The sequence below is a fragment of the Mesorhizobium sp. CNPSo 4684 genome, assembly GCF_057784315.1.
On record NZ_JBWLUX010000021.1, the window covers coordinates 35160 to 48054 of the forward strand.

15 protein-coding genes and 1 pseudogene are annotated in these 12895 nt (G+C 59.3%); 11 read left to right on the plus strand and 5 right to left on the minus strand.

The annotated features are described in order from the left end of the window. Positions 1 to 254: 254 nt before the first annotated feature. Both AC04SG_RS20220 and AC04SG_RS20225 read right to left on the minus strand, forming a co-directional pair. A complete protein-coding gene (locus AC04SG_RS20220) occupies positions 255 to 431 on the minus strand; it encodes a hypothetical protein (RefSeq protein WP_488552485.1) in 177 nt (58 codons plus the stop codon). Between the two features lie 458 nt (positions 432 to 889). Further along, positions 890 to 1217 (minus strand): annotated as a pseudogene (locus AC04SG_RS20225) (alpha/beta fold hydrolase); the annotation flags it as partial. A gap of 361 nt (positions 1218 to 1578) precedes the next feature. Between AC04SG_RS20225 and AC04SG_RS20230 the strand changes: the two are divergent. After that, positions 1579 to 2193 (plus strand): LysE family translocator, encoded by a 615-nt coding sequence (locus AC04SG_RS20230; protein ID WP_488552486.1) that lies wholly within the window; start codon positions 1579 to 1581, stop codon positions 2191 to 2193. Positions 2194 to 2834: 641 nt separating this feature from the next. Continuing rightward, positions 2835 to 3023, plus strand: a complete 189-nt coding sequence (locus tag AC04SG_RS20235; RefSeq protein ID WP_488552487.1) for a hypothetical protein — start codon at positions 2835 to 2837, stop codon at positions 3021 to 3023. A gap of 546 nt (positions 3024 to 3569) precedes the next feature. On the opposite strand, the gene AC04SG_RS20240 is transcribed toward AC04SG_RS20235, so the two are convergent. Both AC04SG_RS20240 and AC04SG_RS20245 read right to left on the minus strand, forming a co-directional pair. Beyond that, entirely contained in the window at positions 3570 to 3764 is a 195-nt protein-coding gene (locus tag AC04SG_RS20240; RefSeq protein WP_488552488.1) for a hypothetical protein, read from the minus strand. Between the two features lie 188 nt (positions 3765 to 3952). Further along, positions 3953 to 4141 (minus strand): DUF3606 domain-containing protein, encoded by a 189-nt coding sequence (locus AC04SG_RS20245; protein ID WP_488552489.1) that lies wholly within the window; start codon positions 4139 to 4141, stop codon positions 3953 to 3955. A 126-nt stretch (positions 4142 to 4267) separates the two neighbouring features. Between AC04SG_RS20245 and AC04SG_RS20250 the strand changes: the two genes are divergently transcribed. From AC04SG_RS20250 to AC04SG_RS20270, 5 genes are all read left to right on the plus strand, one after another. Beyond that, the gene (locus tag AC04SG_RS20250) at positions 4268 to 4651 is read left to right on the plus strand and encodes a DNA ligase-like domain-containing protein (RefSeq protein WP_488552490.1); all 384 of its coding nucleotides are present in this window, start codon (positions 4268 to 4270) and stop codon (positions 4649 to 4651) included. Continuing rightward, positions 4648 to 5043, plus strand: coding sequence for a hypothetical protein (locus tag AC04SG_RS20255; RefSeq protein ID WP_488552491.1), 396 nt, complete (start codon positions 4648 to 4650; stop codon positions 5041 to 5043). Before AC04SG_RS20250 ends, AC04SG_RS20255 begins: the two co-directional genes overlap by 4 nt. A gap of 403 nt (positions 5044 to 5446) precedes the next feature. Continuing rightward, positions 5447 to 5683, plus strand: coding sequence for a hypothetical protein (locus AC04SG_RS20260; RefSeq protein ID WP_488552492.1), 237 nt, complete (start codon positions 5447 to 5449; stop codon positions 5681 to 5683). A 15-nt stretch (positions 5684 to 5698) separates the two neighbouring features. After that, the gene (locus AC04SG_RS20265) at positions 5699 to 6211 is read left to right on the plus strand and encodes a ferritin-like domain-containing protein (RefSeq protein WP_488552493.1); all 513 of its coding nucleotides are present in this window, start codon (positions 5699 to 5701) and stop codon (positions 6209 to 6211) included. 561 nt (positions 6212 to 6772) lie between these two features. Next, positions 6773 to 7225 carry an SgcJ/EcaC family oxidoreductase gene (locus AC04SG_RS20270; RefSeq protein WP_488552494.1) on the plus strand — a complete coding sequence of 151 codons (453 nt, stop codon included), beginning with the start codon at positions 6773 to 6775 and terminating at the stop codon, positions 7223 to 7225. A gap of 583 nt (positions 7226 to 7808) precedes the next feature. On the opposite strand, the gene AC04SG_RS20275 is transcribed toward AC04SG_RS20270, so the two are convergent. Next, entirely contained in the window at positions 7809 to 9392 is a 1584-nt protein-coding gene (locus AC04SG_RS20275) for a 4-hydroxyphenylacetate 3-hydroxylase N-terminal domain-containing protein (RefSeq protein ID WP_488552495.1), read from the minus strand. A gap of 230 nt (positions 9393 to 9622) precedes the next feature. Between AC04SG_RS20275 and AC04SG_RS20280 the strand changes: the two genes are divergently transcribed. From AC04SG_RS20280 to AC04SG_RS20295, 4 genes are read left to right on the plus strand one after another with little or no spacing between them, the layout of a single operon-like run. Next, entirely contained in the window at positions 9623 to 10228 is a 606-nt protein-coding gene (locus AC04SG_RS20280; protein WP_488552496.1) for an FAD synthetase, read from the plus strand. Next, positions 10182 to 10739, plus strand: a complete 558-nt coding sequence (locus AC04SG_RS20285) for a flavin reductase family protein (protein WP_488552497.1) — start codon at positions 10182 to 10184, stop codon at positions 10737 to 10739. The genes AC04SG_RS20280 and AC04SG_RS20285 overlap by 47 nt, the downstream gene beginning before the upstream one ends. Before the next feature lie 40 nt (positions 10740 to 10779). After that, a complete protein-coding gene (locus AC04SG_RS20290) occupies positions 10780 to 11649 on the plus strand; it encodes a dioxygenase family protein (RefSeq protein ID WP_488552498.1) in 870 nt (289 codons plus the stop codon). 59 nt (positions 11650 to 11708) lie between these two features. Further along, positions 11709 to 12887 carry a muconate/chloromuconate family cycloisomerase gene (locus AC04SG_RS20295; protein WP_488552499.1) on the plus strand — a complete coding sequence of 393 codons (1179 nt, stop codon included), beginning with the start codon at positions 11709 to 11711 and terminating at the stop codon, positions 12885 to 12887. Positions 12888 to 12895: the final 8 nt, after the last annotated feature.

Here is a 12895-nt window from a genome sequence, read left to right on the forward strand (position 1 = left end):
AGCCTATCGTTGGGATTCCGACCTTACGGGACCACGGTATCGATTAGGCGGCGCCGCGCCGATCAGATCGCGAAGGGGTGGCTGCTCAACCTGGCGCACGGCGACCTCGACCGACTTCCGCATGAGCCAGGCCGGCATGAGTTCCCTGATTACCGATTTCAGATAGTCGACCATCTAACCGCAACACCCTAGCCGGTCGCTGGTTGCCCGAAGCCACTGCGGCCAGGATCTCGCGAATGAAACTCCGGTCTGCTTCAACCCCTGCGATTCGCCAATCGCGCTGCGGCCTCGACGGCGGTTCGTATCTTGCTGCGCGCCATAATGTTCGCGGCAACCATTTCTTCCGTCCGTTTAATGGCGAGCTCGGTCTGACGGATGCGCTCCATGGCGGCGAGTTCCGACGTCAGTCCCTGGGATTTTGCGGTGTTCAACATACGTTTCCAACTCATGGCGGGCGAAATCGTTCCTTGCCTCGCTATGACGGGGCGGTAGTCGAGGCCTGCAGCCGTTCGATTTCGCGACCGCACAAACCGCATTGGCCATCGCAGAATGTTAATCTGGTTTTTTGCGCGCTTTGGACCGGGAGCCGGTACGCGGCACATGCCAGCCAGGTCGAGACTTTCCCCCCGCGGGGGTATTTGCGGTCTCCAGGCGTTTCGGTTTGTTTCCATAAAGCGATAGAAGCCTCCCGAGGGCAACGGGTGGATTCATGAGGTCAAGTTCGACGGCTACCGATCACAGATAATCATCGACGACGAGGGCGGGCGGATCTTCACCCGGCGCGGACTGGACTGGACGTCGAAGTATCGTGACCTGGCCAAGGCAGCTGGCGAACTCAGCGTCGAGAGTTGCGAAAGGCGATCACCCGCCGGCAGCATGATGTCGGACCCAGCGTGCTGCCTGGAAACTTTCCTGCAAGTTGCGCAGTGGTTTCACCCGCCTCCGGCGCAAATGCGGGGACATAGACCAACGCCTTCACATTGGCATGACCATCGGCAGCGCGCTGATCACCGACCCGCCATAGGAATGGCCGACGAGAACGACCGGGCTTTTATCGAGGAAAGCACGCCGGCGATATCGTCTCCGTCGCTTCTGACGCCTCGCAGCGGATTGGCTGCAGTCACGACGGTAAAGCCGTCCTTTTCAAGAATCTCAACGACACCGTTCCAACTCGAAGAGTCGGCGAAGGCGCCGTGAACCAGGACGATGGTGGGTTTGTAGCGAACATCATTTTCAAGCTGAAAAGTAAGGACCAACATCGCGACCCTTCCAGGCCTATGCCATCATCCCTCCAGCAACTCAGGCAATGGTTCCAGGCCAGGAACTTATGCACGCCGACCCGCTTATCTTGATGACACAGGATTTGCACGCCGGGCCTCCCCGGTCAGCAAGGATCGGAGACCATACTTTGCGCTTGTGGCGTGAACATCGCAATTTACGCGTTGTGGCAGCAGGCAAGCCAATTCGGATTGCGGCTTGTCCTACGATCCGTAGGCCTAAGAGGGTGTTTTGCAATAAAGGCCTGTCGAGGGACGACATGGACACTGGAAGGCTGCTTCCTTGAACCCAACGATGAGGATGGCTTTCGTCGGAACGGCCGTGGCGATGCAGTTGCCGCCAGGCCCGGACAGTATGCTGGTGATGGCGAGGGGCATGGGCCAAGGGCGGCGTGTGGCTATTTTTACGGTGGTCGGGATGACCGTTGGGGCGGGTTTGATCCAGCTCCCACTCCTCGCTTTCGGCATATCGTCGTTGTTCCGATTCTCGCCATTCGCGTTCACGCTCCAGTGGGGCGGAGCAGGCTATCTCATCTGGCTCGGGCTGAAACTTGTCTTCGCATCCCCGTCGAATTCCAGTCCTCCAAAGCAGGACGCTGCCGATCCGTTAGCTGCGGCACGCGAAGGGATGATTGCCAATCTCGCCAATCCCTGGCCAATCACATTTATGGTGGCCTTTCTTCCGCAGTTTGTGGATCCCGCGGCGGGCTCTGTGACTTTGCAAATGCTGCTCCTGGGGGTGACCCAGAAGATGACCGGCGCCTTTGTCCTCGGGGCCTACGCCATCAGTTCGGGAGCCATTGGCGGATGGATAATGCGACACCCGTCATTGATGTTTTGGCAGAAATGCGCAGCTGGCTGCTTCATTATTGGGTTAGGAATTCGGATGGTTGTCACCGGCGGCCCGAGTCGATGACCCTGATGCATCCGCAGTGTCGTCGCAGGCCTCAAAATGAATTCAGCGCACGTTTTGCGCCTAATGCCGAGGTCGACGATGTCACTCGCCGACACCCGACGCACGAAGCCTCGCCAGCAGCCTTTCAGCCGCTTCGGCAGCGAGCACCAGGCGGCTAGTTCGGAATCAAGCCGTCGCTTTGGCGCCTACCGATTGCGGTAAAAGCTGAGACGGTCAATTATGTGCACTGTAGTTCACAGGTGATGGCCACAGGCGGACGCCAGGACGCGCGGGCGTAAGGCCGCGGACAAGGCTAACGCGCGCTGGCGCGCTTCCCTATGTCGGCCTCTATTTGGTACTCGAGGACGGCGGTTTCACCATCACGCGCAATTGCATTTGGTCGATCGTTGCGACGATGGCAGCCGCCAGTGCTTCCGCCTCGTTCATGAGCCCCGGCCCATAGAGACCGTTCACCGCTTCCTCGCTCGGCAGCACGCCGGATGAGCGTCAGCGCTGCCCGGCATTCGTCGGCTTCGATCTTCATAACCATTGAAACATGCATTGGAGCTAAAATGTTCCGGAACCGATTTTAGGCTATGAAAAAGGGGCCGCCGAGACGAACCCATTTCCCTGCAGATTTCGGAGCGATCAGACGAAAAGCCGTGGATGCCGGCATTTTTGATCCGGACGAATTGGACTTGCTGGGGCGAGTTTTCGCGCAGATGAAAACCCCTGAGCAATCAGCCGATTCTCAGAGCAGACTGGCCTCGCGGATCATCGCCAACTACATGGCCGGCGTCGTTGAAGAAGCTGAGCTGGTCGCGCTTTCAAGGCAACCTCTGGGCCGCTGATCGATGTCAAAAGGCTGGACGTTCCAATCGCTGATCATTTATCTCTCACCGGACGTTGTTGATCGAGCGCGATAGAAATCGTCAAAAGCCTGGAACATCTCGAAACCTTCGAAATTTTATTCTCGCACTGATTTCTCAGTGCGTCCCCTGCCCACTTGCCCGCCGGGGCTCACCGGCGGGTCTTTTTGGGCTGGCGAGAAGCCCGCCGTTTTATCCAGACGGCGGGCTTTTCCCTTAAACCCAACTTCGTACCCCGTAGTGTCCCACAGGGGTTTCATCGGGTGGCCATATTCTTTTTCGTCCGCTTTGGAACTTGCATCATTGATCGAAGTTTAGATGTGCTTGGTTTCCCCTCACCGAGCATCTCTGAAGGGAAGCCCGTCGCTTGCGCCATCAAAAGGCGGGCTTCCTCTCATTCTTGCGCGAGCCGGAATGCGTAGTGGTTACAGACGTAGTTGTTGAAATACCGACCCTTAGCAAACGCAGATTGAAACGCGGCAAAGACCTCAAGAAACTCAGCTTGAGCCGTCGGCGAGCCGCCGCAACCTACAGGCTGAAGCTGTACTCGAAGATGTGGCGGCGTGTTTCGTCGGTGACCCTGATCCAAATGGGTTCGTCGGTGCGCAGAGTGACGTTGCGTTCCGTCGCTTCCCGCGCCGCTCTGATTGGCGTTGTGGCGTTGACGATGTGGGTGGCCGTCACGGTATCACCGGACATTTCCTCGACTTGGTATTTCGGCACTGTGCGTTCCTAAGCGTCCAATTCAAGCGGCTGGTGATCCGGGTCGGCATGATAGGCGACCTGGCGAAAATCGCGCATGTCGATCTGTTGACCGCAAAAAGGGCAAGGGATGAAATGCTCGAGCTCGCTTGCAGGTGGCCCTTCATGTCGGTGCCCGATTAATGGTCTGCCGAGATCGAATAGCCTCGTCATGATGTCCGCAGCGCCTTGGCTTCCCGCTCCAGCGTCGCGCGGCTGTTCCCATGCTTGGCGATCAGATCCTTGACTTGTTGAGGCGTGATCCCTGCCTTTTGGGCGAAATACTGGACCTCATAGTCGTCGTCGGCTGAAACACGGTCCCGATCGCGAGAATCCCGCTTGCTTTTGTCGTCAGCCATATCGATTCCTCCTGCGATCACCCGCAACGTCCAGTTGACATGTTTGTTGCACCAAAAAGCCGATTTTCCGTTTGGAACTATTTTAGCTTAAGCTTATTTAGTGGCGGCGGGTGGGAGTGTGCTTGCATGCGAAGCGAAGGTGAACGCCTGAAGTTCATCAAGCCGCAGGAACCGCGCCTGGTGCTGGAGCCGCCTGTTAGCGACGACTGGCTGCACGAAATCAAATTTGACGGCTTTCGCGTCCAACTCATCGGCGAGATGATCGCGCCCGAGGCCGACGGCCGGCCGAACTTCCACCAGATGCATTCGCGCATGACATGGAACGCCGAACTGCTCGCCTTCGTTGCCTTCGACATCCTGCATGAGGATGGCCGCGACCTGCGTCCGCTGCCGGCGATCGAGCGCAAGGCCATCCTTTGGGATCTGGTCAAACCCGCCACCGGCATCATCCAGTACAGCCAGCAATCGAGGGCGGAGGCGCCGACTTCTACGCCGCTGTCGACAAGATGAACCTCGAAGGCATGGTATCGAAGCGACGCAACAGCCCTTATCGCAGCGGCGAATCCAATGCCTGGGTGAAAACCAAATGCTGGGATGTGGACCGTCTCGACCTGATCGGCGTCAAGCGGGAGGTCGGTAAGCAGAGCGAGGGGCTGTTCGCCAAGGAAGGAAAATACGTCGGCAAGGTAGTCATCGCCGCGACGCGCGCCATCAAGGAACGGTTGTGGCAGCGCATAGAGAGCGCGATCGTGCCGAGCAGCCCGCCGGCGTGCCCTCGGCGGTCGCCGACGGCAATGTCGAGTGAGTTAAGCCCGGCATCACCCGGCCGCGTCCGCCATCTGCGCGGCGAGCCGAAGCTGCGCCATGCGTCGGTGCAGGATCTCCGAGAGGATGGCGGATAATTGCAACGCTAAGGTCGCCCCGGCCTAACTGCCCGATGTGTTCGACCGTGAAAAGCGGGCGGAGCTCGTATTTCGCCACGGCGAGTTCGGGAACGGTCAAGTCCCACCGCTTTCGATCCTCGCAGGTGGTGCCGAGTGCGGCATTCGGCGGAGCCCCGCCGGCGGCGATCGACAAGGCGATGATGTTTTGCAGCCGCTTGGTCAGCACCAGCCATACCAGTAGGGGTGGCCCCGGAGATCGAACAAATCCTTGCGCCACTCGGCCGGCACCGCCTTGTCGAAGACTGGGCCTGGGCACTCGTCCTTCTCAAGGTGAAATAGACAGTCCGAGCGCAGGAACGAAACCCTACAATCGAAGTTGCGGGACCAGAGCAGAGTGGTGCTCGCATCTCGGGAGGAGAAAATGTTTGAAGCGGATAGGATCGCAGCCAGACGAATAGACATGCTCGTTGAGCAGTACCTCGAGGTCAGGCATCGGAGACATGATTTCGTGTCGATCAGTCTGGCAATCGCAGCCATCCGCCAAGTGACCAGATTTCCGATCCCCGACACGGAGTTGTCGCAGATGATCGCCGAACGCGCGGTTCAAAGCGGCCTCGACGTGCGCTTCGATCAAAATGTGAAGCAAATCCAACTCTAGAACAGGAGGACATCTATGAGCCAAGACGTAAGACGGGACATATTCATAACGGGCCTGCGCAATGCGCATGCAATGGAAAATCAGGCGCTTGCGATCATGAAACCGCAACTGAGCCGCATCGAGAACTATCCCGAAGTGGCGGCTCGCCTGGAACAACATATCCGGGAAACCGAGGGGCAGCTTGCACGCCTTGACGAACTCCTCGACGCTATGGACGAAGACAGCTCGACCATAAAGGACACCGCTCTTTCGTTGATGGGCAGCGTTGTAGCCATAGGGCATGCCGTTACCGGCGACGAAATCATCAAGAACAGCCTAGCTAACTTCGCGTTCGAGAATTATGAAATAGCCGCCTACAACTCGCTCCTGACAGTCGGGGAAGCGGGGCAATTTAACAAGGCACTGGATCTCCTCCAGCTCAACCTCAACGAGGAAGAGGCGATGGCTGATTGGCTGCGCGAAAATCTTCCTAAGGTGACGCTTAGGTTCGTAGAGCTGAGCGACGAAGGTCGCGACGCAAAGGTGTGACTCCTCGCTGCAGAAAGGGCGCGGCTTGATCTGGTCAAAAAGCGCGGCGAGATCACTCTGCGCCACGAAGCGACCGCTACCCCAACAGAAGGTAATAGCCGACCGGTGCGGCCCAAGGGCTGTCATCGGGGGGTGCAGGCCGCACGGTCAAGCGGGTTGATTAAATCTCCTCCCCGCGCTGGACAACGTTTTGGCGCAAAGCGGTCCGCACTACGATGGACGCCACGGTCGGCTTTCTTGCCAGTCATCCTGAAAGCTGCCTGGCCGTTAACGCCCAAAATCCCTGCAGCAAGATCGCGTTCCCAGCGCTTACGACGATGGCACAAATTTGTGAGCACCCATCAAAGGATCCCGTCAAGGGGAGATCGACACCTTCGGCCTCCGCCCTCGTGACAGCCAACCGCAATTCGTCGTCTCTCGCTGGGGAGCGTTCCTGCCCGCAGCCGGTAACTGGAACATCGGAAGTGCTGGTGCATTGCTAGTGAACGTCACCTCGACTGGGCGCAAAAATGCGTCGCGTGATGACGAATGCATGGTGCATGGTGCGAGCCTGAGGTCGACATGAGCGCAACGACAGATCTCTACGTCAAGCTTCTCACAGCCTGGAACAATCGCGACCCAAAGGCCATGTCCGCGTGCTTCGACGAGGACGCAGTGATGATCGGCTTCGATGGCAGTACGGTGGAAGGCAGGGCAGAGATTGAGGGACATTTGGCTTCAATCTTTAAAGATCATCCAACGGCAGCCTACATCGCTATCCTTCGGTCCGAACATGTGTACCGGGATAACAGCCTTCTTCGCGCCGATGCTGGAATGCTTCCTCCTGGTAAAAAGGACATAAAATCAGAGACCATCGCGAGGCAAACTGTGGTGACCAGAGCGACCAACGCTGGATGGCGCATCGTACAGTTCCAAAATACGCCCATAGCCCTTGATCAGAACAAACCCGCTCGCACCGCGATCTATGACGAGTTGCAGGCCGCGCTAAGGACGGGGAACGTGCTTCAGCTCTAAGCATACTTCGGCTGATCTTGCGAAGCGCATTGACCTATGCGCCTTTGCCGCGGGTATCGATTTGGACGACGGCCACTACGCGCTGCATGTACAAAGCTTTGCGCCAGAGCGGCGGTAGCGAGCGATGACTTCTTCTGGAGTGAGGTAGTTCCGGTCAGACACGGCGCAATAGTTACCAGAAGTGTGCAACAGCTTGTTGCACACCCCCCGGCCCATCGGATCGGCACCTGCGGAGAATGCGCCATCACCGCAGACTTCTCGTCGTGACCCGGTGCTGCCGTGGAAGAGCTCAGGCGATGATGACCGCTTTGCGCCTCATATCGGTCATTGAGCCAACTACGGCCGCATCCGAAAAGCGGACATCCGATCAATCAGGCGATGGTTCTAATGGCCTTTGCGCGCAGGTGTGCCTTGAGCTTGGCCAAGGTGCCGGGCGTGGTGGAAGTGGAGTTGCGTTAGGCCAGCTCGCCCCGGCGCTGCAGGTCCAGGGCAGGCATTTTTCCTCCGGTCTCGCAGCCTTGTTATACGGCCTCGGAGAGGAGGGGTTGGGACCGCTCCTCCACAAGGGAACGGTACCACCATTCTATGCGGCCTGAACGGTGCCTCTGCCGACGAGGCTGATGTCGTCCGGATTGATGAGGTCTGAACTCGTCCAGCCGGAAAGATCATATTCGCTCATGCAGTCCTTCACGATCGATTGCATCAAGGCCAGATCTCCGGTGGCGGTGGCGGCGTTCAGGGTTTCGATCCTCAGGTTCTCGTAGTTGCCCGCATAGTTTCGTTCATACAGTTCGTGGCGTCCGCCGAATTCGGTTCCGATGGCATCCCAAAGCAGTTTCAGCAGTTTGACGCGATCGAGCGCTGCATAGCCGTTCGAACCGCGCACGAAGCGGTCGAGATAGGGCCGGATCGCCTCGCTCTCGAAATCGGCCGAACTCGACGGCAGGTAGATCAGGCCGCTGGCGACGTGCCGTTCGATGAGCTCCTTAATCCTGGGGTAAGCCATCGGTGCCAGAACGCGGTAGGCAAGGCCGGCATTGAGGTTGGGGAGGTTGTAGCCGTCGGTACCGTCCCACGGAACCGGCGATTTGACCATCGCGTCGCCGAGCGCATGGAAGGTGTTGCGCCATGCGATGACTTCGCCGACGCCTGCCTGGACGCCGCGGAAGTCCTTTGATCCCGTCGCCTCGACAGCCATCGAAAACAATCCGGCGATGAAGTCCAGTTTCACCGACAGGCGCGTCAGGCCATGCAGGGTGAAGCGCGGGACGAAGCCGGATGCCGGGAAGAACTGGTTGATCTTGTCGACGTCGCCATAGATGAAGATGTTCTCCCACGGAACCAAAACCTTGTCGAAGACCAGGATCGAGTCGTTCTCGTCCAGACGGCTGGAGAGCGGGTAGTCGAAGGGCGATCCGGTTGCCGCCGCGTTGAACTCGTAGGACGAGCGGGCGATCAGCTTAATGCCGGGCGAGTCCATTGGCGCGGTGAAGATCAGCGCGAAGGACTTGTCCTTGATCGGGATACCGTAATGGGCGATGAAATTGTAGTGGGTCAGCGCCGAGCCGGTCGCGACGACTTTCGCGCCCGACACCACCACCCCCTTGTCTGTTTCCTTGTCCACATGCATGAACACGTCGCGGACTTCCTCGATCGGACGGTCCCGGTCGATCGGAGGGTTGACGATAGCGTGGTTCCAGTAGTCGAGACGTTCCTGGGTGCGGGCATACCAGTTGCGGGCGTTCCCGGCATAGTCTCCGTAGAAGGCCGAATTGGCGCCGAGCGTGCCAAGGAAAGAAGCCTTGTAGTCGGGCGAACGTCCCATCCAACCGTAGGAAACCTTCTGCAATTCGGCGATCGCATCGCGCGACCTGACCAGATCCTCGGTGGTCTTGGAGCCGAGGAAAAAGGGGTGCGTCAGCTTCCCTGAGCCGGTGTCCGTCAACACGCCGATCTCGTTCTTCTTTTCGTGGAAGCGGTCGTACCAGCGCGCAACCATCCGGGCCGAGTTGCGGAACGCCGGATGTTGGGTGACATTCTTGACGCGCTCGCCATAAATATAGATTTCACGGCCGTCCTGGATGCTCTCCAGGAATTCGGAACCGGTGTAGGCATCGGTTCCTGGTGCTTGGGTATCAAGCACCGGCTTGGTAGCCAGATTATGCATATCCTGTACTCCTCCATTGGGCCGGACCAGGCATTCGCTAGCCGGCGTCGGGCTTAGAAAAGGGTTCCTCTTCCCTTTCGAGGCCGGAGGCTACGCGCCGATGAAGTGCTAATGATAGGTATCATGCGATACCGGATCGGGTATCGCTGGCGCCTCCGCCTAGCGTTAGATTTCGTACGTCGACGGCGCCGAGAGGATGGCGCCCCCGGTCGCGAACATGGGAGGAGACCATGGTTCACCCCAGACAAATCGAGACGTCCGTCCATCGTGAGAACGTGCTCAGGCTTTCCGCCAGCGTCCTGACGATCGGGTCGTTCGACGGCGTGCATCGCGGGCATCAGGAACTGATCGGAACAGCGGTCGTCACGGCCCGCAAGCTCGGTGTCGCGTCAGTGGTCTACACGTTCGACCCTCCTCCCAAGGCGCTGCTGTGCGGCGTCCGGCCGCTGACGTCGATCGAGGACAAGGTGGCGAGGATCAGCCTGCTGGGACCGGACCACATCATCGTCGCTCGCTTCGACGCGGCGTATCGGGCCCGCACGGCAGGTGACTTCGTCGGCGAGATCGGCGCGCTGACGCCGCGGGTCATCTGGATCGGAGCAGACTTCCGGTTCGGTTCCTGCAAGAGCGGCGATCCGCTGCTCCTCGCTTGCCACTTCGACACCCGCATCCTTCCGGCCGTGCGTTGCGAGGCCGGAGAGATCGTGTCGAGCTCGCGTATCCGCGCCCTGAGGGCCGCGGGACGCTCCATCGAGGCCGAGATACTCGAAGGCTGGTCCGGCCGGTCATATGCGCGGGCTGTTCATGCAAGCGGAGGATCATATGTCACAGCTTGAGCAACGGATGTTCCGCGACGCATGCGCGCTTTTCGCCACGGGGGTCAACGTCCTCACCACCCATTGGGATGGACATGACCACGGGATGACCGCCAATGCATTCATGTCGATCTCGCTCGACCCGCCGCTGATTGCGATCTCGATCGCCGAGAAGGCGCGCATGCTTGGAAAGATACAGGCCTCGGGCCGATTTGCGGTCAGTGTTCTGGCGTCTGGCAAGGACAAGATCGCCTGGCATTTTGCAGGAAAGCCCAATCCCGAGCTTCACGGTCTCTTCGATTCACTCGACGGGTTGCCGGTGGTCCGCGGCGCGCTCGCCACCTTTTCCGCGGAAGTTCGCGACGAGATCCTTGCCGGCGATCACACGATCTTCGTCGGCCACGTCCGGGCGCTCAACTGGGACAGCAATGCCGATCCGCTGCTGTTCTTCAAAGGCAAGTTCGGCGCGCTCGAAGACACCCGCAAGGCCCCTGCAAGCATGCCGCAGATCGAAACTGAACTCATGTGGTGACCCCAAAAACAATCCTACGCTACCATTCAAGGAGGAAAATATGCGCAATGTGACCCAGCAAAACATCTCGGACGTTGTGATCGCAGCCTTGTCTTCGGACATCCCGGCGCGCAATCGCCAGATTCTCGAGAGCCTGATCCGGCACATCCATGCGTTTTGCATCGAAACCAAGGTGACGCATGCCGAACTGATCCAGGCCTGCCAATTCCTGGTTCGCGCCGGCCACATCTCGGATGACGCCCGCAACGAATTCATCCTGCTTTCCGACATCCTCGGAATAGAGGTCCTCGTCGACATGCTCGACCACACCGTCACGGACGGCGAAAGCGAGTCGACCGTGCTTGGGCCGTTCTATCGGGAGAATCCGCCGGTGCTGCCGAAAGGCGCCTCGATCGTCCAGAAGAGCTTCGAAGGCTGTCAGAGCGTGCGCGTCAGCGGCGCAATCAGCGACACGTCGGGGCAGCCCATTCCGGGCGTCATCATCGATGTGTGGGAAGACGCGCCGAACGGTCTCTACGAACAGCAGGATCCGGACCAGCCCGACTATAATTTGCGGGGCCGTTTCCTCACCGATGAAGAGGGCCGGTACGAATTCGTTGGTATCCGCCCGGCGCCGTATCCAATTCCCTACGATGGGGCGGCCGGCGAGTTGCTGAACTATATGGGCCACCATCCGTGGCGGCCGGGGCATATCCACTTCATGATCCAGAAGGAGGGTTATCAAAGCCTGGTCTCGCAGATCTACGACGCCGACACGAAGTACCTCGACAACGATGCGGTCTTCGCCGTCAAGGAAAGCCTGATCGGCAAGTTGCACAAAGCGCCTGCCGGATCGGACACGGACCTGGTCATGGAATTCGACTTCAAGCTCAAGCCAAAGGCTGCCGAAATCGCCGTCGCGGCCGAATAACAGTCAGCAATCGACCCGTCTGGTGCTTGCCCAGGCGGGTTCTCCCGAGGGCAATCGGTATGTCGATCACCGTCACCGAAAACATTGCATCCCGCGCAGCTCCCATCGAGCTTGGGCGCGACACGCGGATCAGATCGATTGCCGCGACCATCATCGAGGCGCCGACGGTCCGTCGCCACAAGCTTTCGAATACCGAGATAGCGCACCAAGGGTTCGTCCTCGTACGCGTCCAGCTTGAAAACGGCGTTACCGGGATTGGTGAGGCCTCCACGCTCGGAGGACCGCGTTGGGCCGAAGAAAGCGTGGAATCCATCTGGGCCGCCATAGCGAACTACCTCGAACCTGTGCTCGTCGGTCAGAACGCCATGCTCTTCGAAGCCAATGCCGTGCGCATGTCCAAGGCCGCAACGCGCAATTTCGCGGCAAAAGCAGCGGTGGAGTCGGCGCTCTTCGACGCCGTCGGCCATACGCTCGGCCTGCCCGTCAGTGCCCTGCTTGGCGGACAGGTCAGGGATCGGATGGGTGTCATCTGGGCGCTTGCGTCGGGCGATGCCGGGCAGGAACTCGAGGAGGCGAGGGAAAAGCTCCGGCTGCGCCACCACAAGGATTTCAAGATTAAGCTCGGCTTCAACTCGCCTGAGGCCGACATCGTGCGCTTGCAACATCTTCGTGCCGGCCTGGGTGACGACGTGAAGCTGATCGTCGATGTTAATCAGGCGTGGACCGAGGCGCTTTGCATCCGGCTTTTTCCTGCGCTTGAGGAACTCAATGTCGCGTTGATCGAGCAGCCCATTCAAGCAAGCCAACGCGAAGCGATGGCGCGCGTCGCGGCTCGCACGCACATTCCGCTTCTTATCGATGAGGCTGCGTTCACCAATTCGGAGCTGGCCAGCGTGGCTACGCAGGCCTGCGGCAGCGTCTATTCGCTGAAGCTGGTCAAGAGCGGCGGCCTCCTGGAGCTCAAGCGGGCCGCCGGCATTGCCCAGGCGTTCGGAATCGAGCTCTACGGCGGTTGCCTGCTGGAGAGCAGCATCGGCGCCGCGGCCCACATGGCCGTCTTCTCGACACTGCCTCGCCTCGAATGGGGAAGCGAACATTTCGGCCCGCGAATACTCGTCGAGGATCTCGTCGCTACGCCGCTGGTGTTCGAGGAGTTCGAAATACGCGTGCCGGCCGGGCCGGGGCTCGGTGTGACGCTGGACGAGGACAAGGTGCGCATGATGGCGCGTAAGATATGAGACCGACC